Source organism: Eubacterium multiforme (assembly GCF_030813415.1).
Taxonomy (GTDB): domain Bacteria; phylum Bacillota; class Clostridia; order Clostridiales; family Clostridiaceae; genus Clostridium; species Clostridium multiforme.
Genome location: NZ_JAUSUF010000001.1, coordinates 343,286 through 361,055, shown reverse-complemented (window position 1 = coordinate 361,055; position 17,770 = coordinate 343,286). Strand labels below are relative to the sequence as shown.

At 28.4% G+C, this 17,770-nt stretch carries 18 protein-coding genes; 17 read left to right on the top strand and 1 reads right to left on the bottom strand.

Going from position 1 to position 17,770, the window contains the following annotated elements; genetic code table 11:
- Positions 1-147 precede the first annotated feature (147 nt).
- From J2S18_RS01670 to pflA, 15 genes are all read left to right on the top strand, one after another.
- The gene (locus J2S18_RS01670) at positions 148-1,008 is read left to right on the top strand and encodes an undecaprenyl-diphosphate phosphatase (protein WP_307482407.1); all 861 of its coding nucleotides are present in this window, start codon (positions 148-150) and stop codon (positions 1,006-1,008) included.
- A 293-nt stretch (positions 1,009-1,301) separates the two neighbouring features.
- Positions 1,302-2,402, top strand: a complete 1,101-nt coding sequence (locus J2S18_RS01665) for a 6-phosphofructokinase (protein ID WP_307482405.1) — start codon at positions 1,302-1,304, stop codon at positions 2,400-2,402.
- Positions 2,403-2,558: 156 nt separating this feature from the next.
- On the top strand, positions 2,559-3,338 hold the full coding sequence (locus J2S18_RS01660) for a serine hydrolase (RefSeq protein WP_307482403.1): 780 nt from the start codon (positions 2,559-2,561) through the stop codon (positions 3,336-3,338).
- A gap of 287 nt (positions 3,339-3,625) precedes the next feature.
- The gene (locus J2S18_RS01655) at positions 3,626-3,832 is read left to right on the top strand and encodes a hypothetical protein (protein WP_307482400.1); all 207 of its coding nucleotides are present in this window, start codon (positions 3,626-3,628) and stop codon (positions 3,830-3,832) included.
- A gap of 47 nt (positions 3,833-3,879) precedes the next feature.
- Positions 3,880-4,194, top strand: a complete 315-nt coding sequence (locus tag J2S18_RS01650) for a hypothetical protein (RefSeq protein ID WP_307482398.1) — start codon at positions 3,880-3,882, stop codon at positions 4,192-4,194.
- 194 nt (positions 4,195-4,388) lie between these two features.
- Positions 4,389-5,426, top strand: a complete 1,038-nt coding sequence (locus J2S18_RS01645) for a TDT family transporter (protein ID WP_307482395.1) — start codon at positions 4,389-4,391, stop codon at positions 5,424-5,426.
- Between the two features lie 226 nt (positions 5,427-5,652).
- Positions 5,653-6,576, top strand: coding sequence for an aspartate carbamoyltransferase (gene pyrB, locus J2S18_RS01640; RefSeq protein ID WP_307482394.1), 924 nt, complete (start codon positions 5,653-5,655; stop codon positions 6,574-6,576).
- Between the two features lies 1 nt (position 6,577).
- A complete protein-coding gene (locus J2S18_RS01635) occupies positions 6,578-7,003 on the top strand; it encodes an aspartate carbamoyltransferase regulatory subunit (RefSeq protein ID WP_307482391.1) in 426 nt (141 codons plus the stop codon).
- A 24-nt stretch (positions 7,004-7,027) separates the two neighbouring features.
- Complete coding sequence (locus J2S18_RS01630; RefSeq protein WP_307482388.1) at positions 7,028-8,224, top strand: dihydroorotase; 1,197 nt, start codon at positions 7,028-7,030, stop codon at positions 8,222-8,224.
- A 14-nt stretch (positions 8,225-8,238) separates the two neighbouring features.
- Positions 8,239-9,111, top strand: coding sequence for an orotidine-5'-phosphate decarboxylase (pyrF, locus tag J2S18_RS01625; RefSeq protein WP_307482385.1), 873 nt, complete (start codon positions 8,239-8,241; stop codon positions 9,109-9,111).
- 14 nt (positions 9,112-9,125) lie between these two features.
- Positions 9,126-9,866, top strand: a complete 741-nt coding sequence (locus tag J2S18_RS01620) for a dihydroorotate dehydrogenase electron transfer subunit (RefSeq protein ID WP_307482383.1) — start codon at positions 9,126-9,128, stop codon at positions 9,864-9,866.
- Positions 9,867-9,879: 13 nt separating this feature from the next.
- A complete protein-coding gene (locus J2S18_RS01615) occupies positions 9,880-10,776 on the top strand; it encodes a dihydroorotate dehydrogenase (protein ID WP_307482381.1) in 897 nt (298 codons plus the stop codon).
- 24 nt (positions 10,777-10,800) lie between these two features.
- Positions 10,801-11,475, top strand: a complete 675-nt coding sequence (pyrE, locus tag J2S18_RS01610) for an orotate phosphoribosyltransferase (protein ID WP_307482379.1) — start codon at positions 10,801-10,803, stop codon at positions 11,473-11,475.
- 220 nt (positions 11,476-11,695) lie between these two features.
- Positions 11,696-13,924, top strand: a complete 2,229-nt coding sequence (gene pflB, locus J2S18_RS01605) for a formate C-acetyltransferase (RefSeq protein ID WP_307482377.1) — start codon at positions 11,696-11,698, stop codon at positions 13,922-13,924.
- A gap of 121 nt (positions 13,925-14,045) precedes the next feature.
- Positions 14,046-14,753, top strand: coding sequence for a pyruvate formate-lyase-activating protein (gene pflA, locus J2S18_RS01600; protein ID WP_307482375.1), 708 nt, complete (start codon positions 14,046-14,048; stop codon positions 14,751-14,753).
- A 95-nt stretch (positions 14,754-14,848) separates the two neighbouring features.
- Here the strand turns inward: pflA and J2S18_RS01595 are convergent, their stop codons facing one another.
- Positions 14,849-15,460 (bottom strand): 3'-5' exonuclease, encoded by a 612-nt coding sequence (locus J2S18_RS01595; protein ID WP_307482373.1) that lies wholly within the window; start codon positions 15,458-15,460, stop codon positions 14,849-14,851.
- Positions 15,461-15,660: 200 nt separating this feature from the next.
- Between J2S18_RS01595 and J2S18_RS01590 the strand changes: the two genes are divergently transcribed.
- Together J2S18_RS01590 and asnA are read left to right on the top strand one after the other, a co-directional pair.
- Entirely contained in the window at positions 15,661-16,611 is a 951-nt protein-coding gene (locus J2S18_RS01590; protein ID WP_307482370.1) for an L-lactate dehydrogenase, read from the top strand.
- 94 nt (positions 16,612-16,705) lie between these two features.
- Complete coding sequence (gene asnA, locus J2S18_RS01585; protein WP_307482368.1) at positions 16,706-17,719, top strand: aspartate--ammonia ligase; 1,014 nt, start codon at positions 16,706-16,708, stop codon at positions 17,717-17,719.
- Positions 17,720-17,770: the final 51 nt, after the last annotated feature.

Sequence of the window (17,770 nt, the reverse complement as noted above, 5' to 3'; positions counted from 1 at the left end):
GTATATTTAAGAATAAGGGAGTTTAAACTAAGTTTAAACTCCCTTATTCTTAAAATTTGCTTAATTAAATTGATAATGTAGACAATATGTTAAAATATAATTTATAATTAATAAGTCGAAAATATTTTTGAAAGTGAGTGAGAATTAGTGGGAATAGATTTACTATTAATTTTTAAGGCAATTATTATTGCAATAGTAGAAGGCCTTACAGAATTTGTACCAGTGTCATCAACGGGACATATGATACTAGTAGGAAACTTAATTAACTTTACTGGCCCTTTTGCAAGTATGTTTGAAGTCGTTATACAGCTTGGAGCAATTCTTGCAGTAGTAGTTTTATATTGGAATAAAATTAGTACAAGCGTAGTAGACTTTTTTAAATTCATATTTACAAAAGGAGAAGAAGGGGAAACTGGTTTTAGATTTGGAATTAACGTAATTGTAGGTTCAATTCCAGCTCTTATAGTTGGATTAGCCCTTCATGACAAAATAAAGTCATTATTTACTCCAAGAGCTGTTATTTATGGCTTTATAGTTGGAGGTATTTTATTAATAGTTATTGAAAATATGTATAGAAAAAGAAGACCAAAGGCAACAAATATAGATAGAATTACTGCAAAAGAAGCTTTAGTTGTTGGTGTAGCACAATGTTTTGCAATGTGGCCTGGAATGTCAAGAAGTGCTTCAACTATCATGGGTGGTTGGATTGCAGGACTTTCAACTCCAGTTGCAGCAGAATTTTCATTCTTTTTAGCTATTCCTGCAATGGTAGGTTCAACTGGTCTTGATATGTTAAAGTTTGATTATTCACAAATGGATGGAACAAAGTGGATAGCATTAGCAATTGGTTTTGTAGTTGCATTTGTAGTTGCATTAGTAGTAATGGATGGATTCGTAAGTTACTTAAAGAAGAAACCAATGAGAATTTTTGCTATATACAGAATAGTAGTAGGTATAATACTTGCTGTACTTGTATTTGCAGGATTCATGACTTTACCACCTTTATAATTTTATAGAAGATTAATAAATTCAGCTAAATTTTATTTAGCTGAATTTTTTTATAAATAATAAGAATGAAATTACTTGAATATAAATAGATAAAATAAAATTTATTTATAATTTATATAATAGGAACCTATTATAAATAACTTTATAAATAAAAAAAAATATGATATTATTATGTTAAAAGTAAAATTTTTACAATTAAGTAAAATAAATAAATATTTTTATGTTATAAATTTTAAAATTAATAAAAATAATTAATTATTTTTTATTAATAAGGGTAGAGGGGGATTTGTGAAATGGTAAATAAAATTAAAAAAATAGGGTTATTAACAGGAGGGGGAGATTGTCCTGGATTAAATGCTGTAATTAGAGCAGTAACTAGGACTGCAATATTAAATTATGGATATGAAGTTATAGGATATAAATTTGGATATCGTGGATTATATAATAATGATTTTATCCCCTTAACTTTAGAATCTGTATCTGGAATACTTCATAAAGGAGGAACAATTCTTTATAGTTCTAATAAAGATAATCTTTTTGATTATAGAGTAGAAGAAGATGGAGTATTTATAAACAAGGATGTATCAGATGTTGCAGTTGAAAATCTTAAAAGGGAAGGTATTGATGTTTTAGTAGTAATAGGAGGAGATGGCACATTAACTTCTGCTAGAGATTTTGCAAGAAAAGGAGTAAAAGTTATAGGGGTACCAAAAACAATAGATAATGATTTAGCATCAACTGATGTAACCTTTGGATTTAATACTGCAATAGATGTAGCAACTGAAGCTTTAGATAGACTTCATACAACAGCAGAATCCCATCATAGAATTATGCTTTGTGAAGTTATGGGAAGAGGTGCTGGATGGATAGCATTAGAATCTGGAATAGCAGGTTCAGCTGATGTTATATTATTACCTGAAATTCCATATGACATAAATAAAATAGTAGAAAAGGTAAATGAAAGAAAAGCAGAAGGTAAATTATTTACTATTATAGTTGTTGCAGAAGGGGCTAGACCAAAGGATGGAGATGTAATAGTTTCTAAAATAGTTTCAGATAGTCCAGATCCAATAAGGCTTGGAGGAATAGGAAATAAATTAGCAGATGATTTAGAAAAAATAATAAAAGATCATGAAATAAGGTGTACAGTTCTTGGACATATTCAAAGAGGTGGAACAACTTCAACTTTTGATAGAATACTATCAACAAGATATGGGGTAGAAGCTGTTGAAATGATTAATGAAGGACTTTTTGGAAATATGGTTTGTTTAAGAGGGGATAAGTTAACTTATGATAGTCTAGAAAATGTAATAGGTCAAAAAACTAAACAAGTAAATCCAAATTGTGAATTAGTTACAATTGCAAAAAAAATAGGAATTTCATTTGGAGATTAATTAATACTATAGAATAAAATAGATTAAAAAATAGTAAACTAAAGATGATTATTTAAAATAAAGGTATATTTGCTATATACTTCAAAATTTTCTTAAAATATGCTATAATTCTATTAACAATTAGGACATATTTAAATTTGAAAGCTGGAGGATATTATGAGAGAGATTAAAAAATATTTAGAATCAAGAATTGGTACTTATAGTTTTTTCTTTGAAGATTTAGACAGTGGTTTTATTTATGGTTGTAATGAAAACGTTCAAATGATTGCGGCAGGATGTATCAAGCTTCCAATAGCTATTTCCTTAATAAAAGATGTTGAGAGAGAAAATGTATCTTTTATGGATAGAATAAAAATAGATGGTTCTGATAAAGTTTATGGTACAGGAATAATCCATGAATTTGATTCAAGGGACTATACTGTGTTTGAACTTTTAGTTGCTATGCTTATTCAAAGTGATAATACAGCAACTAATAAAATTATTGATATTATTGGAATGGATAGAATAAATGAAGATATAAGAGAAATGGATTTAAAAAATACTATACTAAATAGAAAGATAGCTGATAAAAGAAATAATAAATCTGAAAGTGATAATTTAACATCGGCTAAGGATTTATCAAAAATGTGGAAGCATTTATATAAGGGAACTTATCTAAATGAAGAAAATAGTATTATGTTAATAGATATATTAAGGAGACAGCAAATTAAAAATAAGTTAGCTCTTTATATACCTGATGATTTAAAATATGAAATATCAAGTAAGACAGGAGATAAAGCTGGAGTAGAAAATGATACTGCTCTTGTTCAGCTTTCAAAGGGAACATTTTCATTTACAGTTTTATCAATGGGAATACCAAATAGTGTATATGGAACAGTTACTCTTGCAAAAACTGGAAAAATGATGTGGGATAATGCAATGAATAACTGGAAATAGTACTTAAAGACTAGTATTTAAGCCATTCTTTAAAGTAATTATTGTATAAAAATGTAAAAGGGCAAAAAAAGGGCAAAAATTTAAAAAATTATAAATTTAGAACTATATCAAGATATAAGAAAACTTTAAAAATAATAATAACTATAAATTTATTTTTATAATTTTCTATAATAATTCTTTTGATATAGTTCTTTTAATATAATATTCTATTAATAGAAGATTTACAGAGTGTATATTTTTATACTATAAAATTATGATATAACTAATTTTAATAAGGAGAAAAATGCATGAATTTAATTAAGTGTATACAAGATAAAGAACTTAATAAAGGTGTAAAAGAAATAGAAACAATTGAGGAATTAGAAATAAAAACAATTAGGGATGAAATTGATGAATTAAGTGATGAAAAACAAAAACTTAAAATTCAAATTCAAACTATAGACAGTAAGATAGAAAAATTAAACTTAAAAATTAAAGAAAAAGAAGGAAAATAAAAGGGAATATAAAAGGTTATGAAGAATAACTTTAGGAGGAATTTAATATGGTAAACTTTTTAGATGTTTTTAGTGAGAAGGAATTATTTGATTTATGTTATTCTAATTTTTTAACTGGAATAATGGATTACAATGGATTTTATTCTGATGAATTATTAACTAAGTATGATAGTTTAGGAGTTGCATCAAGGGAAAAACTTGATAAAATACTTGATAAAATAGTTAAGAAAAATATTAATAAATTTAAAATGTTAGAAAAAATTGACACTACTGAAGATTCGGATTTATTAGATAGTCTACAAAAAGAATTGTTAGAAAAGATAATTCTTGATTTTAGAGTTCTTTCTAAAATAGATTGCTAGCATATAGTGTTTTTATTTTAAGTAATATAATATTTTTTTATTTTATTAAAATTTATTTTTTTAGCTTAAATTGGTGTTAGTTTAATAAAAATAACAATAGGTTAATACCTATTATTATAATAATAATATTATATTTTACTTATTATAATTATCAATATATAATTCATTTATAATTAATAAATGGAGGAGAAAAAGTGAATAAAAATAGAAAACTTTTAAATAAATTAGAAAATTATCCTATAGGAATATGTGGGACATCATTAGCTTTAATTACATTAGGATCAGCATGGCAATTAAATGGGATACTATTCTTTAAACCATTAGCAATAATATTTGCTATATTTGCACTGGCGTTAATGTTTTTAAGAATAGTGTTATTTCCTAAAAAGATATTAGAAGAATTAAAACATCCTGTATTAGGAAGTTTTTATCCAACTATAGATATGGCACTTATGCTTATAGCAGCTTACTTTTTAGATGTAGCACCTAAGATTGCAGAAATAGTATGGCTTTTATGTATAGCAGTGCATCTTGGATTATTTATTTTCTTTTCAGTAGTTAGGGCAAAGAATTTTAAATTAGAACATATGGTTCCAAGTTGGTTTGTAATATGGATAGGTGTTGTAGTTGCAACAGTTGCAAGTCCAGGAATGGGACATGATTCATTAGCTAGAATATTATTTTACTTTGGATTTGTGTTATATGTAATTACATGGCCAATAATGTTATATAGAGTATTTAATCATAAGGCCTTAGAAGCTCATACTTTACCTACAATAGGAATAATGGCAGCACCAGCTAGTCTTTGTTTAGTTGGATATCTTACAGCTTTTAAAGCTTTAAATCCAGTAATAGTAGGAATTTTAACTATAGTATCATTAATAAATTTAGCTATTGTATATAGTTATATAATTGGATTTATAAGAAAGGGATTTGCACCAACATATGCTTCATTAACATTCCCACTTGCAATAAGTATAATGGCAGCTTATAAACTTCGTGGATATTTTGGAACAGGATTTTTTGCAAGTACCTTTAAATTATTAGGAGATATTGAAATATTTATAGGAACTGGTGTAATTCTTTATGTAGCATTTAATTTTGTAATATTATTTGCAAAAGCTATAAATCCAGATTTTGAAAAGAATTTAGAAAAAGAAGAAAAATTATTTGGAGAGACAGCTAAAGAAGAAGCTCTTCCAGATGATGAAGTTGAAAAATTAATAAAATAAAATTATTGACATTAAATATTATAAGTGCTATTATCATAGCAAAGAAAAGATAACCTTTAATTTGATACAGAGAGATCAGTAAGGAAGTAATAGTAGTACAATTGTGTAATTAGGATAATTGCGTCTTCCTTAGAGTCTAAGGAAGACTTTTTTTATGGAATTATGCAGTCGTAGGAAAATATTTCCCTTTTAATTTAACACTGAGAGGTTAAGAAGGAGTGAAATTATGTTAAAAAACAAAGATTTAATTGAGCCTATGGATTTTACCATAGAAGAACTAGAGGAAATTTTTAAATTAGCACACCAAATTATTGAAAATCCAAAGGAATATTCACACATATGTGATGGAAAAATCCTAGCAACTCTATTTTATGAACCTAGTACTAGAACAAGATTTAGCTTTGAAGCAGCTATGATGAGACTAGGTGGAAATATCTTAGGTTTTTCAGAACCAAATTCAAGTTCAGCATCAAAAGGTGAAACACTTGCAGACACAATTAAGATGGTATCAATTTATTCAGATATCATAACAATGAGACATCCAAAAGAAGGATCATCAAAGGTAGCAAGTATGTATGCAGATGTACCAGTTATAAATGCAGGGGATGGTGGACATCAACATCCAACTCAAACATTAACAGATTTATTAACAATAAAAACATTAAAGGGCGGTCTTACAAATCATACAATTGGAATATGTGGAGACTTAAAGTATGGAAGAACAGTCCACTCACTAATAAAGGCAATGTCTAGATACGAAGGTAACAAATTCGTACTAATATCACCAAAAGAGCTTAGAGTTCCAGATTACATCATAGAAGATGTTTTAAAGAAAAATAATATAGAATTTAAAGAAGTAGAAAAATTAGATGATGTAATAGATGAATTGGACATACTTTATATGACAAGAATTCAAAGAGAAAGATTCTTTAATGAAGAAGAATATTTAAGATTAAAAGATTGTTATATATTAGATATGGACAAGATGAATCAAGCTAAAAAAGATATGATAGTTATGCATCCATTACCAAGAGTAAATGAAATAGCTGTAGAAGTTGATAGTGATAAGAGAGCAGCTTATTTTGAACAAGCTAAATATGGAATGTATGCAAGAATGGCATTAATTTGTAAACTTTTGGGGGTGTGCTAATATGTTAGAAATAACAAGTATTAAAAATGGATTAGTTATAGATCATATTAAAGCAGGAGTTGGAATTAAAATATTCAAACATTTAAATTTAGAAAAATCAGATTTAAGTGTAGCTTTAATAATGAATGTTCAAAGTGGTAGATTAGGAAGAAAAGATATTATAAAGGTTGAAGGTATAGAAGATATAGATTATAGCGTTCTTGCAATGCTTTCACCAAACATTACTATAAATGAAGTTAGAGATGAAAAAATTGTAAATAAGTTAACACCAGAATTACCACAAAGGGTTGAAAATGTTATAACTTGTGATAACGTAAGATGTATAACAAATGATGAGAAATATGTTCCTCAAATATTTAATCTAGTAGATAGAAAAGAAGCAACTTACAGATGCGAGTATTGCGATCATACAATGAAATTAGTATAAGAATAGTTTAAAGAGGTGCTTAATTTGAATATATTAATAAGAAATGCCAATATAATTGATTCTAGTCAAAATTTTTTTGGTGATGTTTATATAGAAAATGGAAAAATAAAAGAAATTGGAACTGAATTAAATAAAAATGGAGTAGAAACTATAGATGCAAAAGGCTTAGTATTAATGCCAGCTTTTGTAGATACACATGCCCATTTTAGAGATCCAGGGCTTACTTATAAAGAAGATTTAGAAACAGGATCTAAAGCAGCACTTAGAGGGGGATATACAGGAGTTTGCCTAATGGGAAATACAAGTCCTGTATGTTCATCTAAAGAAGTTTTAGATTATGTAAAAAATAAAGAAAAAGATTTAAATTTAATAGACATATGCCAATGTGTTACAATAACAAAAAATTTTGATGGGAAAACAATTTCTCACTTAGAAGATTTTAAAGATGATGATAGAGTAAAAGTAATATCAGATGATGGAGTTGGCGTTTCAGATTCAAGAGTTATGATGGAGGCTATGAAAGTAGCTAAAGAAAATCATTGGGTTATAATGTCTCACGCAGAGTCAAAGGAATTTTCAGATATAGACATGCGTCTTGCAGAAAATATGATGACATGGAGAGATATAACTTTAGCTAAAGTTACAGGAGCTAGACTTCATATGGCTCATGTTAGCACTAAGGAAGCTATGAGATATATAATAGATGGAAAATGTAATGGGGTAAATGTAACTTGTGAAGTTACACCCCACCATATTTCCTTAACTAATGATATTAATAATTATAGAGTTAACCCACCAATAAGGGAAAAAGAAGATGTAGATTTTCTAATAAAGGCTATAAAACATGGTGATGTAGATTGCATAGGCACAGATCATGCACCTCATACTTTAGAGGATAAGAAAAAGGGATCACCTGGAATGGTAGGACTTGAAACTGCATTTCCAATATGCTATACAACATTAGTTAAAAGTGGAATTATTACAATAAATAAACTTTCAGAGATGATGTCTAAAAATCCATCAGAAATATTAAAGATGAATAAAGGAAATGTTAGCATTTCATTAGATGGAGATTTAGTTTTATTAGACCTTAATAAAAAAATAAAAGTAGATTCTACTAAATTCCACTCAAAAGGTAAAAACACACCATTTGAAGGTATGGAGTTTTATGGTGAAGTAGTTATGACAATAAAAGGCGGAAAAGTACTTTATAAAAGATAGGTGGGGATTTAAATATGAGAAGTAAAATTATAGATAAACTATATAAAAGGGTTGAAGAGAGAGGTGTGGTGTGTGTTGGATTAGACACATCACTTGATTATATACCTGAATATATAAAAAATAACAATTCAGTTAAGGATGCAATAGTAAAGTTTAATAAAGAGATAATAGATAAAACCTTTGATGTTTGTGCCTGCTTTAAAGTTCAGATTGCTTATTATGAAGCTTTAGGAATTGAAGGATTAATAGCATATAAAGAAACTTTAAAATATCTTAGAGAAAAAGATTTAATTATAATTGCAGATATAAAAAGAGGAGATATTTCAGCAACTGCTAAAATGTATGCAAAGGCTCACTTTGAAGGAGATTTTGAAGCAGATTTTATAACTTTAAGCCCATACATGGGTATGGATAGTATAGAACCTTATATTCCGTATATAGAAAAAGGAGAAAAAGGAATCTTTAGCTTAGTTAGAACCTCAAATAAAGGAGCTTTTGATATAGAATATATTAAAAATGCAGAAGGCAAAAATGTATATGATATAGTTGGTGAAAAGGTCTTAAATATGGGAAAACCTTATATAGGTGAATGTGGTTATACTCCAATGGGTGGAGTCATAGGTTGTACTCACGTAGAAGAGGGAGCAAAGATTAGAGAAAATTTAAAAGAAATGTTTTTCTTAATACCAGGCTATGGAGCTCAAGGTGGAAAGGCCTCTGATATTGCACTTTATTTAAATAATGGTAATGGAGGAGTAGTTAATTCATCAAGAGGTATACTTTTAGCATATAAAAATAAAGGCGAAAAAGAAGAAAATTTCGGTAAATGTGCTAGAGAAGAAGCTATTAGAATGAGAGATGAAATAAGATCAGCATGGAATAAGTAGGAGGGTTTTTAACTATGAGTATTGTCTATGAAAAGGCTACTGTAATTAGTAATGAAGAGATAGAAAAGGGAATTTTTAAATTAGTTATTGAAAATGAGAATGATATAAACTGTGGTCAATTTTATATGATAAAAGTTTCCTCAGGAATACTTCCAAGACCTATAAGTATATGCGAAAAGGCAGAGAATAAATTAACCTTTCTTTATGCAGTAGTAGGAAAAGGAACAGAAGAGATAAGCAAGTTAAAAACGGGGGACGAGATAAGCATAACAGGACCACTTGGAAATGGGTTTAATGTAAAAGAACCTTTAGGAAAAGTGGCTTTAGTTGTAGGGGGAATTGGAATAGCACCAATGCTTCAAGTTGCAAAGGAACTTAAAAACAACAAAAATTCAAGTAAGATAGATTTGTATGCAGGTTTTAGAGATGATACATATTTAATACAAGATTTTGAAGGGTATGTTGATGATATAAAAATCACAACAAATACAGGGAAATATGGCAAAAAGGGTTTTGTAACAGAGCTTTTAAATCCAAAGGAATATGATGTAGTTTTATGTTGTGGACCTGAAATAATGATGAAAAAAGTTATAGATATGTGTAAAGAAAGTAATACAAAAATATTTGTATCCATGGAAAAACATATGGCATGCGGAGTTGGAGCTTGTTTAGTATGTACTTGTAAAACAAAAGATGGTCATAAAAGGACTTGTAAAGATGGACCAGTTTTTGATGGAAATTATGTAGAACTATAGGAGGAGAGTTTATATGTTAAAAGTTAATATAAATGGAGTGGAATTTAAAAATCCTGTTATAGCAGCTTCTGGTACATTTGGATTTGGAAAAGAGTACAATGATTTTTATGATGTTGGAATTTTAGGGGGAATATCTTCAAAGGGACTAACAATAAATAAAAAAGAAGGTAATGAAGGTTTAAGAGTATTTGAAACTCCAAGTGGAATGTTAAATTCTGTAGGTCTTCAAAATCCAGGAATTGATCATTTTATAAAATATGAGTTAGAAGATATGAAAAATTTAGGCACTAACATAATAGCAAATGTTGGAGGAGGATGCCTAGAAGATTACGAAATGGCAATAAGTAAATTAAATGATACAGATGTAGATATTATAGAGCTTAACATATCATGTCCAAATGTAAAATGTGGAGGAATGGCTTATGGAATAAAATCAGATGTAGCTTATGATTTTGTAAGTAAAATAAAGAAAATATCAAATAAGCCACTTATGGTTAAATTATCTCCAAATGCTGAAAATATAGTTGATATGGCAGTTAAGTGTAGAGAAGCTGGGGCAGATTCTTTATCTTTAATAAATACATTAAAGGGAATGGCAATTGATATAAATAAAAGAAAACCAGCATTTAATAATGTTTATGCAGGACTTTCAGGACCAGCTGTAAAACCAATTGCACTAAGAATGGTTCATGAAGTAGCAAAAAATGTTGATATACCAGTAATAGGACTTGGAGGAATATCTAATTGGCAAGATGCAATAGAATTTATTATGGCAGGTGCAACTGCAATTCAAATTGGAACTGTTAATTTTAGTAATCCTTTAGCTGGAAAAGAAATAATAGAAGGAATGGAAAATTTCTTAGTAAAAGAAGGAATAAAAGATATTAATGAAATTATTGGTATAGTATAAAAATTGAATTTTGGAGGTTCTCATATGAAAGATTATAAAAAAGAGTTTATTGAATTTATGGTTGAATGTGGAGTTCTAACTTTTGGAGATTTTGTAACTAAAAGTGGTAGAAAGACTCCTTTTTTTGTAAATACAGGAAATTACAAAAGTGGAAGTCAATTAAAAAGACTTGGTGAATTTTATGCAAAAGCAATAAAGGAAAATTTTGAAGATGAATATGATGTGTTATTTGGACCAGCATATAAGGGAATACCATTAACAGTTACAACATCAATTGCGCTATCAAATCTTTATAATATAGATGTAGAATACTGTTCTAATAGAAAAGAAATTAAAGACCACGGCGATAAAGGAATACTTCTTGGAGGAAACTTAAAGGATGGAGATAGGGTAATAATTGTTGAAGATGTTACAACAGCAGGAACATCTATATATGAAACTATGCCAATAATAAAAAGCCAAGGAGATGTTTCAGTTAATGGACTTATAATATCAGTAGATAGAATGGAAAAAGGTCAAGGAGAAAAATCTGCATTAAAAGAGATAAAAGAAAAATTTAACTTTAAAACTTGTGCCATTGTTACTATGAAAGAAGTAATTGATTATCTTTATAATAAAGAGATAAATGGAAAAGTTCTTATTGATGATAATATAATGGAAAGAATAAATAATTATTATAAACAATATGGAGCAATTTAAACAAAATTTATAAAGTTTAGAAAATGTTTTCAAAATATAAAAAAAAGACTAATTGTTAAAATAAAATTTACAATTGGTCTTTTTTCATTTAAAATATAAATGTATATAAAATTACAATATGATAATTTATTTCAAATGAAAATAATTATTGACTATGGAAAAATTATCATTTATAATTTTAGTGGAATTTTAAAAAAAAGAAAAGAGGCGACGTAAATTAATGTTTAAAGAATGGGAAGGCTTCAAAGAGGGAAGCTGGAAAAAAGAAATTAATGTAAGAGACTTTATTCAAAAGAACTATACACCATATGAAGGAGATGCTTCATTCTTAGCTGGTGCTACTGAGAACACTAAGAAATTATGGGATGATGTTAGTGAACTATTCAAAAAGGAAAGAGAAAATGGCGTTTTAGATGTTGATACTGAAACAGTATCAGGAATCGATGCTTATAGACCAGGATATATAGATGAGGCAATTGAGAAAATTGTTGGTGTACAAACAGACGCACCTCTTAAAAGAGCAGTTATGCCACAAGGTGGTATAAGAATGGCTGAAAATGCAGCTAAAGCTTATGGATATGAGGTAGATCCAAAAATATCAGAAATTTTTACAAAGTATAGAAAGACACATAATCAAGGTGTGTTTGATGTATATACAGATGAAATGAAATTAGCTAGAAAATATGGTATTGTAACTGGACTTCCAGATGCTTATGGTAGAGGAAGAATTATAGGAGACTATAGAAGAGTTGCATTATATGGTGTTGATAAGCTAATAGAAGATAAATTAGAACAAAAAAAGAGCTTAGAAGTTGGTACTATTGATGCTGATATAATACAATTAAGAGAAGAAATAACAGAACAAATAAATGCTTTAAAAGAACTTAAAAGAATGGCTTTAAGCTATGGATTAGATGTATCTGTTCCAGCAAGCAATGCAAGAGAAGCCGTTCAATGGTTATATTTTGGATACTTAGCTGCAATTAAGCAACAAAATGGTGCAGCAATGTCACTTGGAAGAACTTCAACATTTTTAGATATTTTCATAGAAAGAGATTTAAAATCTGGAGCTATAACAGAAGAAGAAGCTCAAGAAATAATGGATCACTTTGTAATGAAACTTAGATTAGTTAAGTTCTTAAGAACTCCAGAATACAACGATTTATTCTCAGGGGATCCAACTTGGGTAACAGAATCAATAGCAGGTATGGGACTTGATGGAAGAACTTTAGTTACTAAGAACTCATTTAGAGTACTTAATACACTTTATACTTTAGGACCATCACCAGAACCAAACTTAACAGTTTTATGGTCAAGTAGATTACCACAAAACTTTAAAGATTTCTGTTCAAAGGTTTCAATAGATACAAGTTCTGTTCAATATGAAAATGATGATTTAATGTTAGAATATTGGGGAGATGACTATGCTATAGCTTGTTGTGTATCAGCAATGAGAGTAGGAAAGCAAATGCAATTCTTTGGAGCTAGAGTTAACTTAGCTAAAACTTTACTTTACACTATAAATGGTGGGGTAGATGAAAAGTCAGGTGTACAAGTAGCACCAAAGATGGAACCAATAAATAGTGAGTATTTAAATTATGATGAAGTAATGGAAAAATTTGATGCAATGACAGATTGGCTTGCAAATCTTTATGTTAATACATTAAACTGTATCCACTACATGCATGATAAATATTCATATGAATCATTACAAATGGCATTACACGATAGAGATGTATTTAGAACAATGGCTTGTGGTATAGCTGGATTATCAGTATGTGCTGACTCATTATCAGCTATTAAATATGCTAAGGTAAAGCCAATTAGAAATGAAAATGGAATAGCAGTAGATTTTGAAGTTGAAGGTGATTTCCCTAAATACGGAAATGATGATGATAGAGTTGATGAAATAGCTGTATATCTAGTTAAGAATATGATGGATAAAATCAAAAAGAACAAGACTTACAGAAATGCATATCACACTCAATCAATATTAACTATAACTTCAAATGTAGTATATGGTAAGAAAACTGGAACTACTCCATGTGGAAGAAAGGTTGGAGAACCATTTGCACCAGGAGCTAACCCAATGCATGGAAGAGATTCAAGCGGATCACTTGCATCATTAAACTCAGTTGCTAAGCTTCCATATGAACATTCACAAGATGGTATTTCAAATACTTTCTCAATTATACCAGATGCATTAGGAAAGTCAGCAAAAGAGAGAATATCTAACTTAAGTAACTTAATGGATGGATATTTCGGTCAAAAGGCTCATCACCTAAATGTTAATGTATTTAATAGAGAAACATTATTAGATGCAATGGAAAGACCAGAAGAGTACCCACAATTAACTATAAGAGTTTCAGGATATGCTGTAAACTTCATTAAGTTAACAAGAGAACAACAATTAGATGTTATAAATAGAACATTCCATTCAAAAATGTAATTTAAATTTTAAAATATCCTCTGCTAAAGTTTATTTAGCAGAGGATATGTATTATAATTTTAAATAAATAATTTTCTAAAAGGTTGTTTATTTTAAGTTGTAAATTAGGAGGATATATACTATGACTACAGGGAGAATTCATTCAATGGAAACAATGGGACTTGTTGATGGACCAGGAATAAGGGTTGTTGTTTTCTTGCAGGGCTGTTCTTTAAGATGTAAGTATTGCCATAATCCAGATACGTGGGAATATGGTGAAGGAGAAGAGTATACACCAGAACAATTAGTGAATAAGTTAAAAAGATATAAAGCGTATTTTAATACTTCTAATGGCGGAGTAACCTTTTCTGGTGGAGAACCTTTAAGGCAGCCAGAATTTTTATTAGAGGCTTTAAAGTTATGTAAAAAAGAAGGTATTAATACTTGTATAGATACTTCAGGTTTTGGACTTGGAGATTATGATGAAATATTAAAATATACTGACTTAGTTCTTTTTGATATAAAAGATGTAACAAGGGAAGGTTATAAAAATGTTACATTAGTTAATATAGATGAATCTTTAATTTTTCTTGAAGCTATGAAAAGAAATAAAACTAAAATGTGGATAAGACATGTAGTTGTGCCAGGACTTACAGATGGAATAGAGCACATTAAAGAAGTAAAGAAGTTTATAGAAACTATAGATAATGTAGAGAAGGTTGAACTTTTGCCTTACCATCTTCTAGGTGTAAATAAATATGAAAAAATGGGAATTAAATATCCTTTAGAAGGAACTGAAGCTATGGATAAGGAAAAAATAAAAGAATACAAAAAAATAATCGATAAATAAAAATTACTTATAAAAAAGAGGCTGCTAAAAAAATATATTGTATTTTTTTAGCAGCCTCTTTTCATTTTGATATTAACATATTATAAAAATATAAATTATCTTTTTATAATGTTTGAAAAATATCCATGAGGAATGATTTTTCTTTTTAAGCCTTCAATAACTACTAAATAAGTTGCAGCAGTATCAAATCTAGCATCATGATAGTTGCCAGTGCCTCCAAATAAATCCTTAGCTTTAGATTCTATTTGTTCCTTTGTAATATTTAAGTAGTTTACAACTTCCTCAAGCTTAGGGTTTTTATAAGTACCATTAGGTTTTAGTATCTTGCATACGTCTCTATAATAATCCATAGTGCAGAAAGTTCTCTTAGGTTCATAATTAGCACCTAAAAATAAAAGTTCACTATGCATAAACTTAACATCAAAGTTAACATTATGTCCTATTACAAAGTCTGCATCTAAAAAGTCATCAACAAATTCAGAAACAGAATCTTCAAAATACATTCCATTTGATAATTCATATAATTTTTCTAATGAAAATCCATGAACTGCTTCAGCATTAGGATCCATTTCATCAACGGCAAAAAAGAAGTTTTTCCCAGTAGTTCTTTGAGGTTTAGTAGATGTATCAACAGTTATATAACTTAACTGGCATATGTGGCCAGGTCTTATACTTGTTGTTTCTGTATCGAAAAATAATAGTTTCATTAAGACATCCTCCTAAGTAATTTAAGTATACTAATAATTATATACTAAATTTATTCATAATAAAATAACAAAATATCCGATTATTTTACTAGGAATTAATTGAAATCAATTATCGATTATAGTATAATAATTTCCATAATAAAATTTTAAAAATATGGGTAAACTTAAATTAAATATTTAAGTGGGGAGGCACAGTATATATGTTAGTTGAAGGAAAAAGAAAAGTATCAATAATTGGAGCAGGGTTTGTAGGAGCAACAACAGCTTATGCTTTAATGAATAGTGGAATAGCAACAGAGATTTGTGTATATGATATAAATATGGATAAGGCTATGGGAGAAGTTATGGATTTAGTTCATGGAACATCCTTTGTAAAACCTGTAAATATATATGCAGGATCATTAGAAGAAACTAAAAATTCTGATATAGTAATAATTACAGCTGGAGTTGGACCTAAAGAAGGGGAAACTAGATTAGATGTAATAGGTAAAAATTATGAAATATTTAAAGGGTTTATTCCTGAAATAGCTAAATTAAGTCCAAAGGCAATACTATTGGTTGTTTCAAACCCAGTTGATGTATTAACTTATATAACTTATAAGTTATCTGGATTTCCTAAGGAAAAGGTTATTGGTTCAGGTACAGTTTTAGATACTTCAAGATTAAAATATGTTCTTGGAAAGTATTTTAATGTAAATAACAATAATATTCATTCATATGTTATTGGAGAACATGGAGATAGTGAAGTTGTTACTTGGAGTAATGGAAGAATAGGTGGAGAAAGTTTTGATCTTTATGCAGAGCAAACAGACCTTGCCTGGGATGGAGAAATAAAAAAGGTAATTGAAGAAGATGTAAAAAATGCTGCATATGAAATAATAAACAGAAAAAAAGCAACATATTTTGCAGTGGCACTTGCAGTTAATAGAATTGTAGAGGCTATATTTAGAGATGAAAATAGTATATTAACAGTAGGTTCTTTATTTGAAGGACAATATGGTATAGATGATATGTATTTAGCAATACCAACTATAGTTAATAGAACAGGTGCAAAAGAAATAATAGAAATACCATTATCAGAAGATGAAGAAACTAGATTGAAAAAATCAGCTGAAATATTGAAATTACATTTAAATCAGTGTCACATTTAAAAAATGACAAAAAAGTATTCTTTATTTTAAAAGAATACTTTATTTTTTTTGATTTTTTGTATATAATAATAATTAAATTTAAGGAGGGCTATTTATGAAATTAGACGGTATTATTATTCCAGAAGGATATAAAAGCAAATCAACATTAATTGAAACAGAAATTTATATTAAAGCTATAAAGGATTATTTTGAAAAGAATTTAGCTGAAAAATTAAATTTAGTAAGAGTATCAGCACCACTTTTTGTAGATTCTAAGTCAGGATTAAATGATAATTTAAATGGTGTTGAAAGACCAGTTAAGTTTGATGTTTTAGCATCTAAAGAAAATGTAGAGATTGTTCATTCTCTTGCAAAATGGAAAAGAATGAGTTTACATAGATATAAATTTCCAGTAGGAAAGGGTTTATATGCAGATATGAATGCAATTAGAAGGGATGAAGAACTTGATAATTTACATTCTATTTATGTTGACCAATGGGATTGGGAACTTATAATAAATAAAGCAGATAGAAACTTAGAATTCTTAAAAGGTATAGTTTCAAAAATATATAGTGTATTTAAAGATACAGAAAAATATGTTAAAGAAAATCTAATAAATATAGAAGAAGAATTACCAGAGGAAATATTCTTTATAACATCTCAAGAACTTGAGGATATGTATAAGGATTTAACTCCAAAGGAAAGAGAAAATGCAATATGTAAAGACAAAGGGGCAGTTTTCATAATGCAAATAGGAAAGACTTTAGCTTCTGGAGAAAAGCATGATGGAAGAGCACCAGATTATGATGATTGGGAATTAAATGGAGATATTTTATTCTGGAATCCAGTTTTAGATAGCGCAATAGAATTATCATCAATGGGTATAAGAGTTGATGAAGAATCTTTAGCAAAACAATTAGAAGAAGCTAATTGTGTAGAAAGAAAAGAATTAAAATTCCATAGTGAATTATTAAATGGAAAACTTCCATATACAGTTGGAGGAGGAATTGGACAATCAAGAATATGTATGTATTTCTTAAGAAAAGCTCATGTTGGAGAAGTTCAAGCATCTGTTTGGGATGAAAAGAATGAAAAAATCTGTGAAGAATATGGAATAGAATTATTATAAAAAAATACCCAGTAGCCTATAGGCTATTGGGTATTTTGTATTATTTATATA